This is a genomic window from Caballeronia zhejiangensis (assembly GCF_022879815.1).
Taxonomy (GTDB): domain Bacteria; phylum Pseudomonadota; class Gammaproteobacteria; order Burkholderiales; family Burkholderiaceae; genus Caballeronia; species Caballeronia zhejiangensis.
On record NZ_CP084286.1, the window covers coordinates 98848 to 122608 of the forward strand.

The 23761-nt window shown below is 63.2% G+C and carries 23 protein-coding genes; 13 read left to right on the top strand and 10 right to left on the bottom strand.

What is annotated here, in order from left to right:
* The first annotated feature begins 136 nt into the window (after positions 1 to 136).
* From LDZ23_RS26620 to LDZ23_RS26650, 7 genes are all read left to right on the top strand, one after another.
* On the top strand, positions 137 to 1489 hold the full coding sequence (locus LDZ23_RS26620) for an MFS transporter (RefSeq protein WP_081851805.1): 1353 nt from the start codon (positions 137 to 139) through the stop codon (positions 1487 to 1489).
* Between the two features lie 32 nt (positions 1490 to 1521).
* Positions 1522 to 2712: an acyl-CoA dehydrogenase family protein gene (locus LDZ23_RS26625; RefSeq protein ID WP_008346712.1), complete on the top strand. Its 1191-nt coding sequence runs from the start codon at positions 1522 to 1524 to the stop codon at positions 2710 to 2712.
* A gap of 28 nt (positions 2713 to 2740) precedes the next feature.
* The gene (locus LDZ23_RS26630) at positions 2741 to 3259 is read left to right on the top strand and encodes a flavin reductase (RefSeq protein ID WP_008346713.1); all 519 of its coding nucleotides are present in this window, start codon (positions 2741 to 2743) and stop codon (positions 3257 to 3259) included.
* A 2-nt stretch (positions 3260 to 3261) separates the two neighbouring features.
* The gene (locus tag LDZ23_RS26635; RefSeq protein WP_008346716.1) at positions 3262 to 3936 is read left to right on the top strand and encodes a hypothetical protein; all 675 of its coding nucleotides are present in this window, start codon (positions 3262 to 3264) and stop codon (positions 3934 to 3936) included.
* 44 nt (positions 3937 to 3980) lie between these two features.
* Positions 3981 to 4901, top strand: coding sequence for a LysR family transcriptional regulator (locus LDZ23_RS26640; protein WP_033535823.1), 921 nt, complete (start codon positions 3981 to 3983; stop codon positions 4899 to 4901).
* A 129-nt stretch (positions 4902 to 5030) separates the two neighbouring features.
* A complete protein-coding gene (locus tag LDZ23_RS26645) occupies positions 5031 to 6341 on the top strand; it encodes an MFS transporter (RefSeq protein ID WP_033535799.1) in 1311 nt (436 codons plus the stop codon).
* A 94-nt stretch (positions 6342 to 6435) separates the two neighbouring features.
* On the top strand, positions 6436 to 7404 hold the full coding sequence (locus LDZ23_RS26650; RefSeq protein WP_008346721.1) for a PDR/VanB family oxidoreductase: 969 nt from the start codon (positions 6436 to 6438) through the stop codon (positions 7402 to 7404).
* 6 nt (positions 7405 to 7410) lie between these two features.
* Here LDZ23_RS26650 and LDZ23_RS26655 read toward each other — a convergent pair whose 3' ends face one another.
* The gene (locus tag LDZ23_RS26655) at positions 7411 to 8331 is read right to left on the bottom strand and encodes a LysR family transcriptional regulator (protein ID WP_008346723.1); all 921 of its coding nucleotides are present in this window, start codon (positions 8329 to 8331) and stop codon (positions 7411 to 7413) included.
* A 168-nt stretch (positions 8332 to 8499) separates the two neighbouring features.
* On the opposite strand from LDZ23_RS26655, the gene LDZ23_RS26660 reads away from it, so the two are divergent.
* The 5 genes from LDZ23_RS26660 (at position 8500) to LDZ23_RS26680 (ending at position 12402) form a co-directional block, all read left to right on the top strand.
* On the top strand, positions 8500 to 9783 hold the full coding sequence (locus tag LDZ23_RS26660; RefSeq protein ID WP_008346725.1) for an aromatic ring-hydroxylating oxygenase subunit alpha: 1284 nt from the start codon (positions 8500 to 8502) through the stop codon (positions 9781 to 9783).
* Positions 9780 to 10280 carry an aromatic-ring-hydroxylating dioxygenase subunit beta gene (locus tag LDZ23_RS26665; RefSeq protein WP_008346726.1) on the top strand — a complete coding sequence of 167 codons (501 nt, stop codon included), beginning with the start codon at positions 9780 to 9782 and terminating at the stop codon, positions 10278 to 10280. The genes LDZ23_RS26660 and LDZ23_RS26665 overlap by 4 nt, the downstream gene beginning before the upstream one ends.
* A gap of 78 nt (positions 10281 to 10358) precedes the next feature.
* The gene (locus LDZ23_RS26670; RefSeq protein WP_008346728.1) at positions 10359 to 10733 is read left to right on the top strand and encodes a tautomerase family protein; all 375 of its coding nucleotides are present in this window, start codon (positions 10359 to 10361) and stop codon (positions 10731 to 10733) included.
* Positions 10734 to 10747: 14 nt separating this feature from the next.
* Positions 10748 to 11263 (top strand): nuclear transport factor 2 family protein, encoded by a 516-nt coding sequence (locus LDZ23_RS26675; protein ID WP_008346729.1) that lies wholly within the window; start codon positions 10748 to 10750, stop codon positions 11261 to 11263.
* Entirely contained in the window at positions 11260 to 12402 is a 1143-nt protein-coding gene (locus tag LDZ23_RS26680) for an amidase (RefSeq protein WP_008346731.1), read from the top strand. The genes LDZ23_RS26675 and LDZ23_RS26680 overlap by 4 nt, the downstream gene beginning before the upstream one ends.
* Positions 12403 to 12425: 23 nt before the next feature.
* Here LDZ23_RS26680 and LDZ23_RS26685 read toward each other — a convergent pair whose 3' ends face one another.
* From LDZ23_RS26685 to LDZ23_RS26720, 8 genes are all read right to left on the bottom strand, one after another.
* On the bottom strand, positions 12426 to 14000 hold the full coding sequence (locus tag LDZ23_RS26685; protein WP_008346732.1) for a sensor histidine kinase: 1575 nt from the start codon (positions 13998 to 14000) through the stop codon (positions 12426 to 12428).
* A gap of 37 nt (positions 14001 to 14037) precedes the next feature.
* Positions 14038 to 14418: a response regulator gene (locus LDZ23_RS26690; RefSeq protein WP_008346733.1), complete on the bottom strand. Its 381-nt coding sequence runs from the start codon at positions 14416 to 14418 to the stop codon at positions 14038 to 14040.
* 81 nt (positions 14419 to 14499) lie between these two features.
* Positions 14500 to 14886 carry a response regulator gene (locus LDZ23_RS26695; protein ID WP_008346734.1) on the bottom strand — a complete coding sequence of 129 codons (387 nt, stop codon included), beginning with the start codon at positions 14884 to 14886 and terminating at the stop codon, positions 14500 to 14502.
* A 13-nt stretch (positions 14887 to 14899) separates the two neighbouring features.
* On the bottom strand, positions 14900 to 16339 hold the full coding sequence (locus LDZ23_RS26700; protein ID WP_008346736.1) for an ATPase domain-containing protein: 1440 nt from the start codon (positions 16337 to 16339) through the stop codon (positions 14900 to 14902).
* A gap of 168 nt (positions 16340 to 16507) precedes the next feature.
* Positions 16508 to 18178 (bottom strand): ATP-binding protein, encoded by a 1671-nt coding sequence (locus LDZ23_RS26705; protein ID WP_008346738.1) that lies wholly within the window; start codon positions 18176 to 18178, stop codon positions 16508 to 16510.
* A complete protein-coding gene (locus LDZ23_RS26710) occupies positions 18175 to 19674 on the bottom strand; it encodes an ATPase domain-containing protein (RefSeq protein ID WP_008346739.1) in 1500 nt (499 codons plus the stop codon). The genes LDZ23_RS26705 and LDZ23_RS26710 overlap by 4 nt, the downstream gene beginning before the upstream one ends.
* Positions 19675 to 19789: 115 nt before the next feature.
* Positions 19790 to 20581, bottom strand: a complete 792-nt coding sequence (locus LDZ23_RS26715) for an EAL domain-containing protein (protein WP_008346742.1) — start codon at positions 20579 to 20581, stop codon at positions 19790 to 19792.
* A gap of 136 nt (positions 20582 to 20717) precedes the next feature.
* Entirely contained in the window at positions 20718 to 21305 is a 588-nt protein-coding gene (locus LDZ23_RS26720) for a nitroreductase family protein (protein WP_008346743.1), read from the bottom strand.
* 248 nt (positions 21306 to 21553) lie between these two features.
* Between LDZ23_RS26720 and LDZ23_RS26725 the strand changes: the two genes are divergently transcribed.
* The gene (locus tag LDZ23_RS26725) at positions 21554 to 22192 is read left to right on the top strand and encodes an NADPH-dependent FMN reductase (RefSeq protein ID WP_033535800.1); all 639 of its coding nucleotides are present in this window, start codon (positions 21554 to 21556) and stop codon (positions 22190 to 22192) included.
* Positions 22193 to 22289: 97 nt separating this feature from the next.
* Here LDZ23_RS26725 and LDZ23_RS26730 read toward each other — a convergent pair whose 3' ends face one another.
* Positions 22290 to 23621, bottom strand: coding sequence for an LLM class flavin-dependent oxidoreductase (locus LDZ23_RS26730; protein ID WP_008346746.1), 1332 nt, complete (start codon positions 23619 to 23621; stop codon positions 22290 to 22292).
* Positions 23622 to 23761 lie beyond the last annotated feature (140 nt).

A 23761-nucleotide genomic window follows, 5' to 3' on the forward strand; every position in this document is an offset into this window, starting at 1 on the left:
TCGCGCATTTTTGTCTCGAATTTGACCGCGATTATCGAGGCTCATATCGTGGGCCCATCGCATCGCATCGATACGACTCGCACCGCTTCTTGAGCATCAGGGAAGCGGGAACCATCACCTCATGTCTTCCCCAACCATGAACCCTGAAGCTCTGAATTCCGACCTGAGCGCGCTCGCTCAAACCCGATCGGCTCGTCGCCCAAGCAACGTGCGCCGTGCAGTCACGACGGCAGTGCTCGGCCAGATCCTCGAGTGGTATGACTTCTTTCTGTACGGCACCGCCGCCGCGCTCGTCTTCGGCAAGCTGTTCTTTCCGGTCGGCACCGATCCGCTCACGGGCACCATCGCCGCATTCGGCGGCTTCACGGTCGGCTTCATCGCGCGACCCATCGGCGGCGTGCTATGCGGACATATCGGCGACCGTTACGGCCGCAAGGTCGTGATGATGCTGACCCTTCTCACGATGGGCACCGCCACGGTCCTGATGGGCGTTTTGCCGACCTATCAGCAGGTCGGCATTGCGGCGCCCGCGATGCTCGTTCTGTTGCGCATTCTTCAGGGACTGGCCGCCGGCGGCGAATGGAGCGGCAGTATCCTGCTGATCCACGAGAACGCGCCGCAATCGAAGCGCGGCGCGCTCGCGGCGTGGAGCCCGTGTGGCGCGGCACTCGGCTTCGTCCTGTCCACCGGTGCGTTCCTGCTGGTGCAGAACTTGCCGGCGGGCGACTTTCAGAGCTGGGGATGGCGCCTTCCGTTTCTCGCGAGCGCCGCACTCGTTCTTCTCGGCTTGTGGATGCGCCGCTCCGTCGGAGAAAGTGCCGCATTCGCCGAAGTCAAGGCGACGCGCCACGAAAGCCGGATGCCTGTCATCGAAGTGCTGCGCCAATGTCCGCGCGAAGTGCTGACCGTGTTCGGCCTGCGCTTCGGCGAGGGCGCGGCGTCCTACCTCTTCTTCGCATTTTCGATCGCCTACGGGCAGTTTCTGGGCATCAAGTCGAGTTGGGTTCTGAGCGGCCTGTGCATTTCGATGCTGCTGATGATCCCCGTTTCGCTCTTCTTCGGCTGGGTGACCGACAAGGTCGGACGCAAGCCGGTGTATCTCGCCGGCGCAATCGCCATCGTACTGGTCGCGTGGCCGTACTTCGCGCTGCTCGGCTCGGGCGAGTACTGGAAGGTGGTTGCGGCGCTCGTCCTCGCGAACAGCATCACGCTCGGCATTCTCGAAGGCGCGCAGCCCGCGTTCATCAGCGAGATGTTGCCGGTGCACCTGCGTTTCTCGGGACTCGGCATTGGCCGGGAAGTCTCTTCCGTACTCGGCGGCGGCCTCTCGCCGATGATCGCCACCGCGTTGCTCGCCCACTATCACAGCGCCGTGCCAGTCGCCATTTATCTGGGCGTACTCGGCCTGATCACCGTCGTCGCCACGCTGCTCGCACGCGAGACGTATCCCAAAGCGATGCGCGCCGCTGCACGCCGTCAGCCCGAATGACATCGACACACATCGACCGAGAGGTATCACCTATGCAAGCCCTTCGAAGCGAAGCCATCATCGATTCGCAAAACGACTATCCCGAGTACGCCGGACCGCTGCACCTCGATACGCTGATCGAGGAAGTCGAGCGCCGCCGCGACGAGTTCGACGCCCTGTCCCACGTGCCGCGCGATATGGTCGGCAAGATGAAGCGCGCGGGGATTTTCCGCGCGAGCACGCCCAAACGTTTCGGCGGCGATGCGCTGCCGCCCGCGCGCTTCCTCGAGATGCTCGAACGTATCGCGATCGCGGACGGATCGGCCGCCTGGGTCGCGGCGTTCGGCTCCGCGAACACGTACCTGGCTTCACTGCCTGTGGAGACCCAGGCGCGAATCTATGCGGCCGGTCCCGATCAGGTCTTCGCGGGCGGCTTGTATCCGCTGCAAAAGGCCGAGCGCGCGCCCGGCGGATTCCTCGTGTCGGGACAGTGGCGCTTTGCGAGCGGCTGCAAGGGCGCGGACTGGATCGGCGTGGGAATCGGCGGGGCGCCGGCCGGCACCGACGACAAGAACGCCGGCAAGCCTTTTACTGCGGTTTTCCCGGCGAGCGAAGTGGAGATCGTCGATAACTGGAACGTGGTCGGCATGCAGGGCACGGGCAGCCATGATCTGCGCCTGAAGGACAAATACGTCGAGGAACAATGGACCTTCGTGCGCGGCGGCACGCCGCTGATCGATGAACCGCTGTACCGGTATCCCGCCGTCGCGTATCAGGCGCAGGTGCATGCGGCAGTGAACATCGGCCTGGCGCGCGCGGCGCTCGACCTGCTGGCGGGGATGTCCGGCGTGACGAAAACCACGACCGGTGCGCCGCGTCTCGCCGATCGCGCCTACTATCGTTCCGGGCTCGCGCAGGCGGAAGCACAACTGCGCAGCGCGCGGGCGTTCTTCTTCGAGTGCGCGGAAGCATCGTGGCGCACGGTGCTCGCGGGCGACCCGGTGTTGCCTGCCGAAGCAAACTTGCTGCGTCTGTCGGCGACGCACGCCGCCCACACCTGCGCCGATATCGTGATGCAGGCGTACAAGATGGCGGGCATCGGCGCGATCTATCGCGAGAACCGGATGCAGCGTCTGGTACGCGATTCGATCGTCGTCACGCAACACGCCTTTCTCGGCGAAGGCAATTACGACGCATCGGGCGCGATCTTCGTCGGCATTCCGCCCGTTACGCCGTATCCCTGAACCCGCGAATCCTGAAAGGACATCTGCCATGACACACGATCAAGCGCGCACACAGTTTCGCAACGCGATGGCCTCGCTCGGCGCCGCCGTCAACGTCATTACCACCGACGGCCCGCACGGACGCTGCGGTATCACGGCAAGCGCCGTGTGCTCCGTGACCGATACGCCACCCACGATGCTCGTCTGCATCAATCAGTCGAGTTACGTTCACGATGTGTTGCTTGCTAACGGCCGGGCGTGCATCAACGTGCTGGGCGCGCACGCGCAGGAACTGGCGCGCGCGTTCGCGGGCATGGACGGAGGCTCGATGGACGAACGCTTTGCGCGCTGCGGTTCGCGGCCTGGCGCATTGCAACTTCCCGTGCTCGACGATGCAATCGCGAGTCTCGAAGGCCGTATCGTCGACAGCAAGCAGGTCGGTTCGCATTCAGTGCTTTTCGTACAGGTAGAACACATCGGCTCGCGCGAAGACGGCGATGGGCTTGTGTACTTCGGCCGGCAGTTTCATCGGCTCGCGCGCGCGGCTGCTTCCTGCGAGGCGGCGTAAGTATGCAAATCTGCCTGTTTCTGATCGATGCGGGCGGGCAGCGCCCGCTGGTCGATATTGCGCCATTGCAGCGCATCGACGGCTTGCGCAGTCTGGTCGTGCACGAGCCGATATCGCAACACGTCGATCCGCGCATTCCGCCCGCGGCCGATGCGCCATCGTGCGTGCTTCAACTGTATTTCGATGAACTCGCCGCGCTCGAAGCTGCCGCGAGACTCGATGGCCCGATCCATCGCGCGCTTCGAGAACCTTTGATCGCCGGGCGCTTCATGCAGCAAGTCATGGCCGTGCGCGCGCTGGCCTCGCACGCGCCATCCACCCAAGCGCGCATTCAGCGCTGCACCTATCTCGTCGCGTACGAAGGGCCGGCCGAGGACTTCGACACATGGCTCGCGCATTACCTGCGGCATCACGCGCCGTTGATGTCCACCTTGCCGCGATTGCGCGAGCTGGAGATCTACACGCGCATCGATTGCACCATCGGCCTGCCTTGCACGCGCGCGAGTGCGATGCAACGCAACAAGGTCGTCTTCGACGATGCGTCCGCGCTCGCCGACGCACTCGCCTCGCCGGTGCGCGAATCGATGCGGCGCGATTTCCATACCTTGCCGCCCTATCGCGGAGCCACGCCGCATTTTGCAATGCACAGCACATACGGTAATCTCGCCACACATTGATGGCCGCATGGCGCGACCAGCGCTCGTTCGTGAGTCAACCGTGTATGACGAAGCTCAACTCCGGTATCGCCGATCTCAATCTGCTGCGCGTGTTCCTCGCCATCTGGGATTTGCGCAGCCTGACCGCCGCCGGCGAACGTCTCGAACTGACGCAGCCCGCGGTCAGTCATGCGCTACGGCGCTTGCGCACGATCTTCGGTGATCCGCTTTTCGTGCGCACGCCCGCCGGCATGGTGCCGACCGATGCCGCGCATCGGCTGTATCCGCCGCTCGCGCAGGCGTTGTCGATCATCAACGAGGCGGTCCAGCAACTCGCCAGCTTCGATCCCGCGACCGCCCGGCGCGTGTTTCGCATTTCGATGTCGGACATGTCGGAATTCTTTTTTCTGCCGCCGCTCGTCGCGCTGCTCGACCGCGAGGCGCGCGGCATTCGAATCGAAGCGGTCAATGTTCCGGTGGAATCCGTAAGCAGCGCCATGCGCGCCGGAGAAATCGATCTTGCGCTCGGCTATGTGCCGGGTCTCGACGCGGGATGCGTGAGCGAGACGCTATTCGTCGACGAGCATGTATGCGTCGTGCGCGCCAATCATCCGTTACGCAAGTCGCGGCCGACACGCGACGACCTGACCGCCTTGCGCTACGTCTACGCGAGCACCAACGCGACGGGCCATCGCATGGTCGAGCAATGGCTCGACGAGCTGAATTTCAAGCGCGATGTCGCGGTCCGGCTGCCGCATTTCGTCGTGGCGCCCGAAATCGTGATGAACACGGACCTTGCCGTGCTCTTCCCCAAGAGCATCGCGCTGCGCTTCAATCGTAGTAAGGCCTTTCGCATTCTGCCATTGCCTTTTGCGCTGCCGCCCATCGAGATTCAGGTGCACTCGCACACGCAATTCACGAGCGATCCGGGCGTAGCGTGGCTGCGCAATACGATCCATTCGATGTTTCGCCAGCCCGACGCGTGACGCTCATTTGCTGCGCTGATATCACGCGTTCTTTTCGGCGAATTTGACCGGGGTGAGTGTCGCCACGACACTGTTTGTCATGCGAAGCCTCTAGAAGGCTGCAGCCCTTCTCATTCAATGCGAGCAGACATGGCAACAGTTCATACCTCGACCGCCGAAACCAGCGCAGCAATGCCGGATCGCACGCTCAGACGTATCGTCATTGCGTCGGTCGCGGGCAACGCGATGGAGTGGTACGACTTCTTCGTCTACGGAACGGCGGCCGCACTCGTGTTCGGCAGTTTGTTTTTTCCGGCCAATGCGGACCCGCTGATCGGCACGCTCGGCGCGTTCGCGGCATTCGCGATGGGCTTCGTCGCACGGCCGCTCGGCGGTATCGTGTTCGGCCATATCGGCGACCGTTATGGACGGCGCGCGTCGCTCGTCTGGACATTGCTCATCATGGGCTTCGCGACGTTCGGCATCGGCCTGTTGCCGACTTACGATCACGTCGGTCTGTGGGCGCCTGTTGCGCTCGTCGCACTTCGCCTGCTGCAAGGCATCGCGTCCGGCGGCGAATGGGGCGGCGGCGTACTGATGATCAGCGAGAACGCGCCGCCTGAAAAGCGCGGCTATTACGCGGCGTGGAGTCAGCTCGGCGTCGGCGGCGGTTTCGTTCTTTCCTCGGCGGCGTTTCTCGCGGTGCAGGCCTTGCCGCACGATCAGTTCATCTCGTGGGGATGGCGCCTGCCGTTTCTCGCGAGCATCGTGATCTTCGCGCTCGGCGTCTACATTCGTCATAGCCTGCCTGAGAGTCGCGACTTCGAGAACGCGGAAGAAGCGGGCAAGACGTCGCATATGCCGGTGCTCGAAGCGATCAAGCGTCATCCGAAGGAAATACTGATGGCGATGGGCCTGCGCGTCGCGGAGAACGGCGGCGCGTACATCTTTCTCGCGTTTTCGCTGGTGTACGGCAAGTTCATCGGCATTCCGAATTCGACGATGCTCACCGGCGTCATGCTCGCGATGGTCGTCGAAATGATCGCGATGCTGCTGTGGGGCAAGCTCTCCGATCGCATCGGACGCAAGCCCGTGTATATGATCGGCGCCGCATCGCTCGCGGCGATGGCCTTCCCGTTCTTCTGGCTGCTGGACACGCATTCGACGCCGCTCATCTGGCTTGCGCTGGTGCTTGGCACGGCCGTCTGTCACGGCGCGATGATCGGCACCTTGCCTGCGCTCGTCGGCGAATTGTTCAGCACGGAAGTGCGCTACTCGGGCGTTGCGCTCGGGCATGAAGTGGCTTCGATTTTCGCTGGCGGTCTGTCGCCGCTCCTCGCGACCGCGTTGCTTTCGCACTATCACGCGTCCTGGCCCGTCGCGGTGTTTCTCATCGCGCTCAGTCTCGTGACGGTCGTCACGCTGCGCTTCACGCACGAAACGCGTCATCAGTCACATTGATGCGATACACGATTTTTAGCCTATTTTTCTTATTCGGCGTGCGGCTCTAAGATCGATGCATGGTTGTGGGAAACACATCGAAAGGAAGGCGATCATGCAAGCTCAAACCGTGAAAGTCCGAGTCGACGCGTTGCGCGAGGAAGCGCACGGCGTGCGCTCGTTCAGCGTCTCGCGAATCGACGGCGCGCCCTTCGAACCCTATGAGCCCGGCGCGCATATCGATGTGACCGGCCCCTCGGGTGTCACGCGTCAGTACTCGCTCTGCGGCGATCCGGCATGTCTCCGGACGCAGATCTTCGCGGTCAAGAAGGAAGCGCAATCGCGCGGCGGTTCACGCTCGCTTCACGAGGAAGTGACCGTGGGCTCCGAGCTTTCCGTCGGCGCGCCGCGCAGTCTGTTCCAGCTTCACGCGGCCGCAAGCGAGCACATTCTGATCGGCGCGGGCATCGGCATCACGCCCTTGCTGTCGATGGCTTATCGCCTCGTCGCGAGCAATGCGCGCTTCACGCTGCATTACTTCGCGCGCAGCGAGGCGCATGCGGCATTCATGACCTTGCTGACGCGTGCCCCGTTCAACGCGTACGTGAAGCTGCATTTCGGCGTCGAGCGGCACGAGCAGCGCGACAAGCTCGACGAATGTATCCGCGATGCCGGTCCGAACGCACACGTCTACACATGCGGGCCGAGCGCCTTCATGGATGCCGTGGTCGAGACGGCGCAAGCTCGCCTGCCCGCGGACGCGATCCATCTGGAGCGCTTCAAAGCCGAGCCGATTGCCACGGCCGAAGCCTCGTTGGACAGCTTCGAGGTGCAACTCGCAAGCAGCGGACAAACGGTTCGCGTGGACAAGAGCACGTCGATCGTCGATGCGCTCGCCTCCATCGGCATAGAAGTCGATACCTCGTGCGGCGAAGGCGTTTGCGGTACGTGCATGGTGGATGTCGTGAGCGGCGAGCCCGAGCATCGCGATCACTGTTTGAGCAAAGCGGAACGCGCAAGCAACAGCGTGATTTGCTGCTGCGTGTCGCGTTCCCGTTCGCCCGTGCTGGTGCTCGATCTCTGAGCGAAATCACATCGTCTTGAAGCTCGCGAGGGTGTCGGTCATCAGGGCGCGCATCCACGCGTTGCCTTCGTCGTCGTGAAAGTGTTCGTGCCAGTGCATCGTCACGGCCACTCTCGGCAACGGTACAGGCAGCGCGTAAATGTTGAACGCCTCGCCTCTGTTGAGGATATGCGCGAGCTTTTCCGGCAGCGTGGCGAACAGATCCGTTGCAGCCAGCACGCCGGGCACCGCCACGAAATGCGGCAACGCCAGCGCGATATTGCGTCCGACGCCTCGTCCGCGCAGCGCATCGTCGAGCGCGTCATGGCTGTGTTCGAGCGAGCGAACCTGAACGTGCGACGCGGCAAGGAACTGCGCGAGTTTCAGCTTCGTGCCTTCGGGCAGATCGTCGCGCTTGCGGGTCATGCATACATACGACTCCTCGAAGAGCACGCAATGGCGCGTGCGCGGCAATAGCGACGGCAAGTTGCCGATCGCGAAATCCAGCCGGCTCGCGCGCAACGCTTCTTCGATTTCTTCGACCGGCAACGGCTCGACCACCAGCTTCGCGCGCGGCGCGGCATCGTGCAACGCGGCGCAGATCGCCGGCAGATACGCCATCTCCCCCGCATCCGAGAGCGACAGGCGAAAGGTACGCGTGCTCGTCGCCGGATCGAAACGCTCGGCGTAACGCAACGCCTGGCGCACGGTGTCGAGCGCGCGCCCGACGATTTCGGCCAATTCCAGCGCGACGGGCGTGGGCTGCATGCCCGTGCGCGTGCGGATGAATAGCGCGTCGTCGAACAAGGTGCGTAATCGCCCGAGCGAATAGCTGACCGCCGGTTGAGAGAGCGCGAGACGCTCGCCTGCGCGCGTCAGGCTGCGCTCTTCCACGATAGCCTGGAAAACGCGCAGCAGATTCAGATCGATATGGTCGATGGATGTCATGACGGGCCGTCCGAGATATAGGCCGCACTGATTGAACGACCCGTTTTTAATCGATTTGACGCATGATCCTCGAAAAGCGAGACTGATGTCAACGAGAGGATTTGCCGAGCGCCCAGCCAAGCTCGCGTCAGTCGTTCGATCAGCCACTCAACTTCTCCGAGGAATACGATGAGTACGCCGACCTATCAGACCATCGACACCAGCGCGCTCGCCAGGCGCGCGGAGTCCGATCGCATTGCGCCTTCGCTTTACTACGATCCGGAGTTGTTCGAGGCCGAACTCGAACGCATCTTCTACAAGACGTGGGTGTGGGTTGCGCATGACAGCGAGTTGCCGAAGCCCGGCGACTTCGTGACGACGACCATCGGCCGTCAGCCGGTCATCGTCGTGCGCGACAAGACCGGAACCGTGAACGTGTTGCAGAACCGTTGCCGTCATCGGGGCGCGACCGTCTGCGAAGAGCACAAGGGCAACGCCAAGGGTTTCACATGCCCGTATCACAGCTGGTCCTATGCGCTCGACGGCACGCTGCGCGCCCTGCCCTACGGCGATGGTTATGAAGGCGTGTGCGAGAAAGGCGATCTGCCGCTCAAGAAGCTGCGCGTGGGCGTTTATCAAGGGCTGATTTTTGCGAGCTTCGATGAATCGATCGAACCGCTCGAGGACTTCCTCGGCGGCGCCAAACCGTGGATCGATCTTTTCATGAAGCAGGGCGCGGGCTACCCCATCAAGGCGAATGGCGAGCACAAGTTCAGGTTCAAGGGCAACTGGAAGATCCAGCTCGAGAACACGACGGACCTGTATCACTTTCCCGTCGTCCATAAGTCATGGATGAAGTCCATCGACGATGAAACGGCCGCCGTCATCACGAGCTTCATGACGAGCGACAAGGCGTTCTGCCGATCGCTCGGCAATGGTCACAGCCTTGCCGTGCTGATGCCGGAATTCGTCGATCTCGATCAGGACGACGGCGCGCCGCTGCCCGAACGTTTCAATGAACTCGCCGCGCAACTCGCAGAGAAACACACGCCCGAAGAAGTGCGCCGCATCGTGCGTTCGCTGATGGGCGTCGGCTTCAACCTCAATCTGTTTCCGAACCTCGCGCTTTCGATGGCGTTCTTCCGCGTGCTGCGCCCGATCTCCGCGGTGGAAACGGAAATCCGCCACGTCGCGCTGGGAATGGACGGCGGCCCCGAGGAAGCCAATCGCGCGCGCTTGCGCATGCACGAGCACTTCCAGGGCCCGTTGGGCTTCGGCAGCCCTGACGACGCCGAAGCGTGGGAGCGCGTGCAGCGCGGCTCATACGCCGGCCCTGACGTACCTATCCTCGTGAACCGCGGCCTCAACCGCGAAACGACCGCACCGAACGGTGAGAAGACCGCGCATTCGACCGACGAAACCGGCATGCGCGAAGCCTACAGACAATGGCGCGCGATGATGGAGCAAGCATGATGGACGAACGCAACGCACTCTTCACGGACCAGACCTTGGCGCGCGCGATCGCATTCATCTGGCGGGAAGCGGAACTGCTCGACCGCCGGGACTATCGCGCCTGGCTGGATATGTGGGACCCGAAAGGCCATTACGTCGTGCCGATCGATCCGCGGACGACCGACTACGCGTCCACGCTCAACTACGCATACGATGACCATCACATGCGCGAGTTGCGCGTGCAGCGTATGACGTCCGGCTTTTCGGCGTCGGCCTCCGATGCGGCGCGCACGGTACGCACGGTGTCGCGCTTCACGCTCTCTGGCGACAGCGCGGACCTCGTCGAGGTCAAGTCCTCGCAGATCGTGATTGCCTACAAGCGTGGTCTGTCCACGATCTTTGCTGCCGACCTGACGCACAAGATCGATATGTCGAGCGGCGAGCCGCGTCTGTCGGAGAAGGTGATCCGCCTGATCGACTCGACCGAGGCGCTGAGCGCCATCGGCTTTCTGCTTTGAAGTCATGCGCGCGTCGTGTCGATGTCGGTCGTCCGGCATTGCTTTCAGCGATGCGCGCGCTATCCATTCGCTACGTTCATGCCAACACTCGAAGTCTATTTGCCTCAAGGTCACGCCGACGAACGCAAGGCATCGCTCATTCAAGGGCTCACGCAAGCGACCGTCGACGCGATCGATGCGCCGGCCGAATCCGTGCGCATTCTGCTGTCGGAGTTGCCCGCATCCGACAGCGGCCTCGGCGGCAAAGTCAGCGCGGCGGGATTGCCCGTCATCATCGCGATCCTGATTGCTGGCCGCACGCAGACGCAGAAAGAAGCGCTGATCGCGCATCTGTCGGAGACCGGCGCTTCCGTGCTGAATGTGCCGTTGCAGTCCACGCGCGTGATGATCAAAGACATTCCGAATACCGATTTCGGCCTGGGCGGAAAGACCGCTCGCGCCTTGGGCCGATAAGAATACGTGAAGCCATGACGGACAAAATCATCGAGAGCCTGCAGGCGCGCTTGCGCGTGCTCGAAGCGCAGAACGCGGTGCGCAAGACCATCGCCCGATACATGGCGCTCTGCGATGTGCCGGCACGCGCGCTCGAAGGGGAATCGCTGACGGCACTCTTCAGCGATGACGCCGTGTGGGAAGGCATCGGTCCACAGTATGCGGACAAGTTCGGCCGCTTGGCGGGGCCGAACGCTATCGTCGCGATGCTGCAACGCTACCTGCCGCCCACGCCGCACTTCGCGACCAACGTTCACTTCCTGACGAGCGAGCATATCGAAGTGAACGGCGATACGGCGAAGGGCCGCTGGATCATGTTGCAGGCATCCGGATATGTCGATGCACACGCCGAGCTCATCTCGGCGCGGCTCGATGTGGATTTCACTCCGTCGCCTCACGATGAAGACGTTTGGCTGATTCGCCACTTCCGCACCGAACGCCTTTTCGACGCGCCCTGGCAACTCAACCCCGCGCGAGGAGTCCGTGCATGAGCGCCTTTTTGCAGCAATTCGATCTCGCGACGCATGCCGCCGCCGATGCACCGACCATCGCGATCAAGGACAGTATCGACATAGCCGGCTATCCGACGACCGCGGCCAGCCGCGCACTCGCCGATGCGCCGCCCGCACCGCGCCACGCGCAAGTCGTGCAGCGGCTGCTCGATGCGGGCTGGCGCATTACAGCCAAGGCGAACATGCACGAACTGGCGTTCGGCATGACAGGCCTCAACGACTTCAGCGGCACGCCCGTCAATCCCCAAGATCCGGCGCGCATTCCCGGCGGATCGTCGAGCGGCTCGGCATCGGCGGTGGGGCTCGGGCTCGTCGATGCCGCCCTCGGCACCGATACCGGCGGCTCCGTGCGTTGCCCCGCGGCATGCTGCGGCGTGATCGGCCTGAAGCCGACTTTCGGGCGCGTGTCGCGTGAAGGTGTCGCGCCGCGCCAGACGTCGCTCGACTGTGTCGGCCCGTTTGCACGGGAGATGAACACGGTCATCGACGTAATGCTCGCAATCGATCCGTCATTTCAGGGCGGCCGTGCGCGCCGCGACGTGACAGCGATACGCGTCGCGTTGCCCGATGTGCAAGCCGAAGGTCGGATCCGCGACGCGGTGGCGAGCGCGGTCGCGCGCAGCGGACTCGCGTCGCGCGCCGTGCAGCTCGAATCCATTCAGGATGCGTTCACGGCCGGTCTCGCCGTCATCAACGCCGAGACGTGGCGCGCGTTCGGTCATCTCGTCGGCAGCGGAAAGCTTGGCCCGGATATCCTGGCGCGGTTGAGCGCCGCCGCGAACACGCCGGTATCTGAGCTCGATGCAGCCGAGCGCATACGTCGCGACTTCACGGACGAGGTCGATCGCGTGCTGGCGGACGCCGACGTCCTCATTCTTCCGACCATGCCATCGCTGCCGATCACGATCGAGGCCGCGCGCGCGGGCACTCCGGTGATCGCAATGTCGTCGCTTATCCGGCCTTTCAACCTGAGCGGACATCCGGCGCTTACGTTACCGGTTCCGGTTGAAGGGGCCTCGCTCAAGGCGGGATTGCAGATTGTCGGCCGCAAAGGCGATGACGAGACGGTGTGCGCGGTGGCCGCATACCTCGAAGCGATGCTCGCTCCGCATGCGTAACGAGCCGACGAGCCGTGCGCCTCTCAACGCAAGTTCGAGTCGAGCGGCAGACGCACGGTGAAAGTCGCGCCCTGCCCGCGTCCGGCGCTCGCAACATCGACCGTTCCGCCGTGCAGGCTCAGGATGTTCTTGACGAGCCACAGTCCGAGCCCCAGGCCGCCGACGCGTCCGCTCGACTGCGGCGCGATCTGCTGAAAGCGGTCGAAGACGTCCGGCAGCGCATCGGGTGCAATGCCGCGCCCCGTGTCCTGAACGGTCAGCACCGCCTGGCCGTCCGATGTGCTCACGGAAATGGACACGCTGCCCGCGTCCGTGAATTTCACCGCGTTCGTGAGCAGATTCCAGACGACTTGCTCGAGGCGGCTTTCATCCGCCATGACGATGCACGGCTCGACGTGCGGCGTCTGCAATCTCAGGCCCTTGTGCTCCGCGGTCTTGCGGATGTCTTCGACGACGTTGAGCGCGAGCGCACCGATATCCACCGGCTGCAGATGAACCGAGAGCTTGCCGGTAACGACCGCGCCGCTATCGAGCAGATCGTCGACCATATGCGACAGCTGGCGGCCGTTGCGGCGGATCGCTTCGCCCGCCCGCGCGACGTGTGAAGGATCGGCGACGACCTGCAGCAGTTCCGCCCACGAGACGATCGCGTTCAAAGGCGAACGCAACTCGTGACTGACGGCCGCGATGAAATGATCCATTGTCTTGGCGAGCGCTTCGCTGCGCTCGCGCCCCGAACGTTCCTCGCCGGCCGTCGCGGACAGCTCGAGCTCACGTTCCTTGCGCGACGTGATGTCGAGCGTGAAGCCCATCACCGACTGCATGGTGCCGTCGTCCGCGAACTGCCCTGTGCCGCGAATCAGGACCCAGCGCCGGCCACGCGCTCCATCGATGCATCGTTCGCACTCGAAGCTTCGTTTGGCTTGCAGCGCCTGCCAGTGCTCCGCAACCGGATCGGGCTGCTCGATGAACAGCTTTTGCCGATCCAGCCCGGCGATGTCCGGCAAGCCGAGATCTTCGACGCATTGTTCGCTGCAATGCACCGCGCCCGTTCCGACGTCGAGCTCCCATGCGCCCACGCCAGCGAAAGCCAACGCCCGTTCGAACCGAACGCGATGATCGTGCAGGCGCTGCTCGGCTTCTCTCGCAAGAATCTGCCGGAGCCGCGCGTGCGAGCGCAGTCGCGCTTTCTCTCGCCGTTCCGTGCGCGTCGCCAGCGTGTGCATCGTGACGTCATCGAAGCGCAGCAGGATGAGCGGCGGTTCATCGGCGGTCGCGGGAAGATGCGAGACGTGGATCTGCCAGTACCGCGACGGCTGTTCGTGCGTGGCGGCGCGATCCGGCGTGTCCAGGCTGAAAGCGGGCGAGAGGCGGCGCTGACCCGGGTGCAGATTCGCCACGAGCGCGCGGATCAGATGTTCGCATTGCCCCAAAGCCGCTTCGGTCTCGCCGAACATCGCAAGCCATGCCCGGTTCGCGAACACGACTCTCAGGCCCGGATCGAGCATGAGATACGGCTCGATCAAGCGGTCGAAGATCGCCCGGTCGGCCGTGCCGACAGCGCTCGCTTCCGCCGAACGGGAAGTCGAGTCGGTCATCGGAAGAGCCGTGGTGATGTTGCCAGAGGACGCTTCGTCACGATCGATCCTCTCCTTGTCCAAATCCCTGCGTGAGTTCGGCAACGGTCTTCAGGAACTGGTCCATCGAGGCCGGTTTTCTGAGCAAGGCGTTCCAGAGAACGATGCCGCTTGGCCGAGCCACATGGGCGGACGTATGCAGCACGATGGGAATCGCCGCCCATTCCGGCCGCTCGCGAACGGCCCGGCACAATGCCTCTCCGTCCATGCCGGGCATCATCAGGTCTGTGATGAGCAGGTCGGGCACCGAGCGTTGCATCGCGGCAATGGCCTCTCGTCCATCGCGCGCGCGCTCCACCTCGTAGCCGGAATATTCGAGCGCGAAGCTCCACGCTTCGAGCAGATCAGGTTCGTCATCAACGAGAAGGACACGCGTCATGGACCGCTCACAGCCATACAAAAACGGTTGGAATCCCGGCGCGGGACTGAGTCAAATCCTCAGTATCCTGCTTGTTCGTCACTACGGCTGGCCGCGCAATCCGGCGCCGCCTCTTTCAACATGCAATGTCACCAGTTCGATCAGACGATACGGCGGATAAGGCTTTTGCAGTATTGCCGCGAACAACGCCCGATCGGCCGGATCGATCGCGTGCGGGGCGGCGCTGCACAGGACGATCGGAATCCGCCGGAAGTCATCGTCGCCGCTGAGCGCTCGCGCAAGGTCCACGCCTGAACTGACGGGCATCATGAAATCCGTCACCACGAGCGACGGTCTGATGCGCTGGATCGTCTGCAACCCGTCCGCGCCGTTCGAAGCAGCATGCACGACGTGCCCCAAGTCCTGCAGCAGGAACTTCAGGAAATCGGTAACGAGAGGTTCATCGTCCACGACGACAAGATTAGCCATGCGCGCAGCCTGGCTATCGTCCGCTCGCGTCGTCGCCCATTGCGCCTCGCGCCGTGGACATCGTTCCCGTGACGTGCAGCCCATCGCCGAGTCCGGAAATCTGCACTTCCGCGGTCGATGTATCGAAGAGGCTGTCGCGCACCTTGAGCACCGTGATGCTGCGTCGCAAAGGACCACCCGCCGCCTGATGGCGCATCTCGATCACATTGTCGATCTGCGACAGGATTTCCGGCGATGGATTGGTGCGCCACGGCCCCGACAGTTCCTTCGTTTCCCAGGTGCACACCGTCGTCACGCCGATCGCGCGCAGTTCGTTGCTCAACGCGGCGAAGAATTCGACCATGCGATGCGGATCGACGGTCGCGCGTTCGAAACCGGCGAGGCCGTCGATGAACAGACGTTCTGCGCGCGTCGTGCGAACCGCGTCGAGCAGCTCGTAGGCGAGCTTGTCGAGAAGATTTTCGGTGAGCGGGCGCCACAACATGCACAGCGCCTTCTTTTCGACGAGCGTTTGCAGATCGAGACCCAGTGCCTTCGCTTTCGCGTACAGCCGCTCCGGCGTTTCATAGAAACCGAAATGCACGGCAGGCCGCTCGACGGTCGCGCAGTTGAGATAGCCGATTCCGAAGGTCGTCTTGCCGCTGCCGGCTGGCCCCACCACGACGGACATCGAGGCGGCAGGCAAACCGCCGCCGAGCCGTTCGTCGAGCCCGCCCGTACCCGTGGCGACCTTCGTCAACCCGACGGTCTCTTGCGTGGACGGTCGAGCGAGAGCGGCTTCGAGGCGAGGGAATACGGCGATGCCGCGCTCCGAAATTTCATAGAGATGCAAGCCGCTCAGCGCACGGCTGCCGCGCGATTTCGCAACGCGAATGTGCCGTACGGTGCGCGACCCGAACAGGTTCTCCTCGAGGTGCAGCACGCCATCGACCATCGTGTGTTCGGGACTGGATTCGTCGATCCGGGCACTGGTCAGGAAGAGAACCGTGCAACCGGTGAACGCAGCATGACCTTGCAATTCCGCGACGAAGGTCTTGATGTCCAGATTGGTTTCGCTGCTTTCGCGGGCATTGAGCAATCCGTCGAGCACGAGAATGCTGGCCTGCGTGCGCGCGAGCTCGGAGCGCAGCAATGCGACCAGCGCATCGAGTCCCTTCTCGCGAAGCGTGCGAAAAAGACTGAGGTAAGTCAGATCCTTGCCGAGGCGGCTTGCATCGTAGAAACTCAGCGCCGATAGCGACTGGAACAGCCGGTCGTGCGATTCCGCGAGCAGCGTGATGTAGAGAACCTTGTGTCCCTGACGGGCTTGCGCAAAGGCAATCTGATTGGCGAGGATGGTTTTTCCCGCTCCCGGCCGTCCCTGCACGATATAAGACGAGCCCGCTATCAGTCCGCCGTCGCAGATATCGTCAAGTCCCGGAACTTCGCTGCGTAGCCGCGCGAGTTTGTCCATTGCGTCGATCCATTATGTTGGGTGGCAAGCCGGGCATCGCTACCCATTTGCCGCCGCCGTTCCGTACCTGTCGGTTCCGATCCCGCCACTTCAGGTCGGCAGTGTACTCGAAATGACAGGGCAAGACGACGCTCCGGACTTCCCGTCTCGCAGGCGACGTCGAGCGCGTCAGTCTTCTGCGTCGATCATGTCGTTGATTTTCAGCACGAGCTCTTCGATCGCAAACGGCTTCGTCAGCAGGTGCGCGCCCTCTTCGACCCTGCCGTTGCCGAACACCGATTTCTCCGCATATCCCGTCATGAAAAGGACCGGCAAGGCAGGTCGCCTGAACCGCGCCCGGTCCACCATCTCCTTCCCGTTCATGCCCGGCATGCCGATGTCGCTGACCAGGATGTCGATCTCCGCGTTCGAATTGAGGATGTCGAGCCCGGACGGACCGTCGCTGGCTTCGATGACATTGAAACCCGCATCCTTCAGCACTTCGGTGCAGCCCAGGCGAATATCGGCTTCGTCATCGACGACGAGCACCGTGCGCTGCTTCCCGACAGCAGGCAGGACGATCGTCGCCGGCAAATCTTCGGCTTCCGGTGTCGAATCCGTCAGTCGCGGCAGATAGATGCTCACCGTCGTGCCCTTGCCGACCTGCGACTCGATCGACACTTTGCCCCCCGACTGACGCGAAAATCCGTACACCATGGACAAGCCCAGGCCCGTGCCCTGCCCCAAGGGCTTCGTGGTGAAGAACGGATCGAACGCCTTGTCGATGATTTCCGCTGCCATGCCGTATCCCGTGTCGGCGACCGCGATCACGACGTAATCGCCATCGCTCAAACCGTGCAGGCGCGCAAGGCGTCCCTTGAAGGAGACGTTGTTCGTGCGGATCGTCAGCGTGCCGCCCGCGGGCATGGCGTCGCGTGCGTTGATGCACAGGTTGAGCACGGCGTTCTCCAGTTGCACCGGGTCGCTCAACGTCGTGTGGAGGGTTTCTTCGAGCCGCGCATTCACTTCGACGGACGGTCCCAAGGTGCGCCTTATCAGATCGAGCATGCCGTCGATCAGGCGGTTCGGCGAGATCGCCTTGGGGTCGAGCGTTTGTCTGCGTGCGAAGGCAAGCAGCCGATGCGTCAGCGCGCCGGCTCGCTGCGTCGCATCGTGCGCGCTTTGGACGAAGCGTTCGATGTCGGCGAAACGGCCCTGGCGCATGCGCAGCTTGGTCAACTCCATGTTGGTGTTGATGACCTGCAGCAGGTTGTTGAAGTCGTGCGCGATGCCGCCCGTGAGCTGACCGATCGCCTCCATCTTTTGTGCTTGCCGAAGCGTTTCTTCGGCCGTCATCAGCTCTTCGGTGCGCTCGGCGACCCGCCGTTCCAGAAGCTGCGCGGCGTCCTTGAGCTCGTCGAGATGCCGTTTCGTCTGAAGCTGCCGTGCGCGCGCGCGAATCAGACCGCGCGCCACGCTTTGAAGCACTTCCGCGGTCAACGGTCGTGCGAGCAACGTGACATTGCCGAGCGCTTCGAAGAGACGCCAGCGTTGCACCGTGCTCGGACGATCGCCCGGCACGGTCAGAATGCAGATAGGAATGTCCGACCACGGCGGCTGTTTTTCGAGGCAGTCGGCAAAATCGCCCGACGGCGCCAGCTCGGAAAGCGACTCTTCGGTCAACAGCAGCCCCGCGATGCTCATGCCGTCGTTTTGCCGAAGCTGTTTGCAGATATCGGCCAATGTGCCGATTTCGAGCGCATCGATGCCGCCGGCGCGCAGCGTCTCGACGATGATCCGCGCATCCTGTCCGACCGGCGCGAGCACCTGCACCGTCGTCGGCGCTTCGTCACGCATCATGACGCGTCAGCCGGTTGGTCGCCCTCGCCGATCAATTCTTCGCGGGCGCCTTCGTAGGTCGGAACGCCGGTGAAAATGCCGCGCAAGGTTTCGAGCGGTGGCCCGACTTCCACGCCAATCGACGAAAGCTGATATTCGTGGATCGCGTTGTCGTGCAGGCCCGTTCGCTGTTTGATGACCGAAAGTGCGCGCCGCAAACGGCCCGCGGCTTCGAAAAAGCGCAGAAGCAACACGGTGTCGCTGAGGAAACTGAGGTCGATCGGGTTCTGGACATCGCCGACCACGCCCTGTTGAGCGAGCACGATGATCGTCACGACGCCGCGCCGATTCAGATAGGTGAGCAACTCATGCAGATGCAGCACGAGCGAACGCTCTTCCGGCATCGTGCTCAGATACGAATTGATGCTATCGATGACGACCACGCGAGCGTTGCGGTCTTCGACATCGCGGCGCACGGCCCACACGAACTCGCCCGGCGAGAGGCGCGACGGGTTCATCCGCCGCCATGAGAATCGCTCGCTCGCCATGGCCTCGTCCGCGCTCAGGCCCAGGCTGTGGCCGCGTCGCAGGAATGTCTCGTAGGTCTCATCGAACGAGAAGTAGGACGCAAACTCGCCGTTGTTCGCGCTCGACAGCGCATAGCTCAAGGCGATCGACGATTTTCCCGCACCCGATGGACCGATCATCATCGTGGTCGTCCCGCGATCGAGTCCGTGGCCGAGAATGCGATCGAGGTCCGCGAAGCCGCTTTCGAGCGGCGCTCCGCCGGGAAGACTCGCATGTTCGTCGGCGATCAGGCTAGGAAACACGAGCACTTCTCCCGGCACGAGCATGTAGTCATGCCATCCGCTCTGGAAGTTCATGCCGCGCATTTTTGCGACCCGCAGCCGCCTGCGCGCGGCGCCGTAGTCGCGCTCGATCAATTGGAGCGTGATGACGCCGTGGACAAAACTATGAAGTTCTCCGTCCTCTCCGCTCAGAAGGTCGTCGAGAAGGATGGCGGTGACCTCCCTTCCCTGCATGAAGCGCTTGAGTTCGAGCATCTGCCGCCGGTAGGCGAGCTTGTTTTGCGCGAGCATGTGCAACTCCGACACGCTGTCGATGACGACCCTCTCGGCGCCTGTCTCCTCCACGCGGCGGATGATCCGTTCGATGGTCCTGTCGAACTCGACCTCCGACGGAAAGAGCACCGTTTGCTGACGCGATGCGTTGGCCTCGTCCGGTATCAGTTCGAAGATATCGATACCGGACATGTCCCAGCCGTGCGTGGCTGCCGCGCTTCGAAGCTCCTGCTCCGACTCCGAAAAGGTGACATACAGGCACTTCGCAGCTTTCTCGACGCCCGCAATGAGGAAGCGCATGCCGATCGTGGTTTTTCCAGTGCCGGGCGCCCCTTCGACGAGATGCAGCCGATGCGTCGGCAGCCCGCCGCGCAGAACGACATCGAGTTCGGGGATTCCTGTCTTCGTGAGCGGCAGTGGAACGATCTCTGGCATAACCGACCTTTGAGTGGTGTTTTTTACCTCCTAGCAATTTTTCGGCCTTGAAGAGTTTGGTCGCCAAGTCAGCTTGCTTTGCGAAAAGCACGGCTGAAACGGCAATTTCGCGCGCTCAGGACTGGACTGTCCAGTCTTCGGTCGGCGCGGGCAGCGAGCGAAACGCGGGCTTCGCGAAGAAATATCCCTGCATCAGCGTGACGCCCTGCGCGAAGAAGAAGTCCCGCTCGCCACGGGTTTCGATGCCTTCGGCGATCACGCGGATGCCGAGATCGCCGCACATGGACAACACGCCCCGCACGATGCTCTGCCGCACCGAATCCGTGTCGATTCCGCGCACCAGTTCCATGTCGAGTTTGATGAAATCTGGCTGGAATTCGGCGAGCAGCGTGAGCCCGGAGTAGCCGGCGCCGAAATCGTCGATGGCGGTCTGAAAGCCGAAGCGTCTGTACGCACGAAATATCTCGACCAGATGCGAGCGGCTGATGACGCTCTCGCCCTCTACGGTCTCGAAGATGATGCGATCGGTCGCGAACTTGAATTTCTCGGCCGCCTCGAACGTGCTGCGGATACACGCTTCAGGCTGATAAACCGCGTTCGGCATGAAATTGATCGACAGGAATCCGCTCATCTCGAGCGACGCGGCCTGTTCGATCGCCACGGTGCGGCAGCGTTGATCGAAATGGTAGCGATTGGCTTCGTCGACCCGCGCGAGCACCGATCCCGCCGATTCGCCGTTCGGGCCGCGCACCAGCGCCTCATGGGCATACGCGACGCCATTGCGCGTATCGACGATAGGCTGGAACGCGAAGGCCAGATCGATGACGTCGCTATCGGGGACGCGGCAACCCGTGCACTTGTGCGACGCATCGCCGTGCGCGAGCTGGATGGCTGGCTTATCTTTCATGAATTTTTCGGATCGCGCACGCGGCGCACGTTTTGACTAGTCTTTATCGACACGAATCGACATGGGCTTTACACCCCGGACGAGAAACCGTGCGCTGCACAGTCGCGCGCCATGTCGCGGCGCGCTCCCGCTTTACTCAGTTCTTCCACCCGCCGAACTGCGCGATGTCGACCACCGGCAGCCGCTTGCGCGGCGCTTGCTCCCGTTCGGCCAACGCGTCGGACAGCACGCCTACATCGCCATGATGCGCAACCGAGATCACGGCGAGCGGCGTGTAGCGCTCCGCGATGCCGAACGCGTCCCGCAAGGCCTTCGCGTCGAAGCCGCTCATCGAATGGGCGGCGAGGCCGCGCGCATGCGCCTCGAGCAGCAGCGCCAGCGCCGCGGCGCCGGTATCGTAGCTCGCGTTCGGATTGACCTCGCCCTTGGCGTTGAGCGTATCCGCGAGCACCGCGATCAGCACTTGCGCGTTCCGGTTCCACGTCTGGTTGAACGGAACCAGCGTGGCGAAGGCGTCCTCGAATGCGGCAGCGTTCCGGGTCTTCTCGAACACGAGAAAGCGCCAGGGCTGCACGTTATACGCCGATGGCGCCCAGCGCGCCGCTTCGAGCAGCGCAAGCACATCGGCGTGCGCGACGGGCTGTTCGCCATAGGCGCGCGGACTCCATCGTCCGGCGAGCAAAGGATGAATGTCGATATCGGTCGGTGCGGGTCGGTGCGTCATGGATTCTGGCGATCGAAATAAAAAAGGGCTTCCAGCATAAGCCGTGCGGCGCGAACGCGATATGACTTCCCGTGCTGATTAAATCGGCGCCGACGATAAGCCGCCTTCCCGCGCCGCGGGCATGTACACGCATATCCTTAGCTCGATTCGTGCTTTCCGCTTGGCGATCCGGGCGACTATCATGGTCAGTCTTAGCCGCCCGCTGAATAGTCGCTGCGCGCTGTTCCGCCTTATCCGGAGTTGTTATCTTGTCCCGTATCGAACCCATTCGCCGGCCGCTCGTGGTCGGCATCGGCGGCACTACGCGCCCTGCATCGTCCACCGAACGCGCGCTGGGCTTCGCGCTCAAAGGCGCGGAAGAATCCGGCGCTCGCGTGCGCCTGTTCGGCGGCGCATTTCTGCACAGCCTGCCCCACTACGCGCCCGAAACGCGCGATCTCACCGACGCCCAGCGCGAACTGATCGAAGCCGTGCGCGACGCCGATGCGCTCGTCATCGCGACGCCCGGTTATCACGGCGGTATCTCCGGGCTCGTGAAGAACGCGCTCGACACACTCGAAGAACTGCGCAACGACGAGCGCCCTTATCTCGACGGCCGCGCGGTCGGCAGCATCGTCACCGCTTATGGCTGGCAGGCGGCGGGCACGGTGCTGACCTCGCTGCGCTCGATCGTGCATGCGCTGCGCGGCTGGCCGACGCCCTTCGGCGCCGCCGTCAACACGCTGGAAACGCGCTTCGAAAGCGCCGACCATTGTTCCGATCCGAAGGTCGTCGAGCAGTTGTTTACCGTCGGACAGCAGGCGTCGAACTTCGCACTCGCGTTCGCTTCGCACCGGCCGGATGCGTGGCATGCAGTGACTCGCGAAGTGGCGCTCGCACAGCGCTGAGGCAGGCAAGACGTCGAAAGCATACGGTCGATCCGTGCGCTTCGACGATGGACGATGCTTGGTATCCCGACGCACGTTCCGCGCGATGCCGAGCGCATCAGCCGCGCGCGAAGAAACGGTTGGCCGGCCTCGGCAAGCCGAGATGCTCACGCAGTGTCGAACCCTCGTAAGCGCGACGGAAAATGCCGCGCCGCTGCAACTCCGGCACCACCTTGGCGACGACATCATCCAGGCCCGCGGGCAGATACGGGAACATCACGTTGAAGCCGTCGCTGCCTTCCTCGACGAGCCACTGTTCCATTTCGTCGGCGATATCCGTCGCGGTGCCGACCATCTGCAAGCCGGAATAGCCGCCGACACGCTGCGCCAGTTGCCGCACGGTGAGCCCCTCCGCGCGCGCCATGTCGATGACGCGTTCGCGCGCACTTCTGCTCGCGTTGGTTTCGGGAATCTCGGGCAACGGGCCGTCCGGATCGAACGACGAGACATCGTGGCCGAGCGCGATCGACAGCGACGCGAAACCGCTGTCGTCATGCACGAAAGTGTCGAGCAATGCGCGCTTTTCCTGCGCTTCGTCACGCGAGTCGCCCACTACGACGAACGCGCCCGGCAGTATCTTCAGATGCTCGCGCGCGCGGCCTGCGCGCTCCATCCGGCCTTTGACATCGGCATAAAAGCGCTTGCCCGCGGCGAGATTCGGCTGCGCGGTGAAGACGGCATCGGCGGTTTCGGCGGCGAGCTGCCTGCCCGCTTCGGACGATCCCGCCTGCACCACGACCGGCCAGCCCTGCACCGGCCGCGCGATGTTCAGCGGCCCGCGCACCGACAGATATTCGCCCTTGTGATCGAGCACGTGCAGCTTGGCGGGATCGAAGAAGAGGCCGCGTTGCGTGTCCTGCACGAAGGCGTCGTCGGCCCAGCTATCCCAGAGACCGGTAACGACATCGTAGAACTCGTGCGCGCGCCGATAGCGCTCGTCGTGCTCCATGTGTTCGTCGCGGCCGAAATTCAGCGCGGCATCCGGGTTCGACGTGGTGACGAGATTCCAGCCCGCGCGCCCTTCGCTCAGATGATCGAGCGATGCGAACCGCCGCGCGATGTGATACGGCTCGTCGAACGTCGTCGATGCAGTAGCGATCAGGCCGATGCGCTCGGTCACCGAAGCGAGCGCGGACAGCAGCGTGAACGGCTCGAACGATGTCGCCGTGTGGCTGCGCTTGAGCGCGTTGACCGGCATGTTCAGCACGGCAAGATGATCGGCCATGAAGAAGGCATCGAAGCATGCTTTCTCCAGCGTCTGAACGAACCGCTTCAGATGTCGAAAGTTGAAGTTCGCATCGGGATACGCGCCGGGATAGCGCCACGCGCCGGTGTGCAGGCTCACCGGACGCATGAATGCGCCGAGATGGAGTTGTCGGGACTGTGGCATCGCGTCGATGAATGAAGGAGTGGCGAACCGCGTCAACTTACTCCAACTCGCGCAAACACGCTCGATCGCGCTGACCATTTGCAAATCATGCGACGGGACATATCCATAGCGCCCGATATTATTTGCCGCGCACGCGCCGC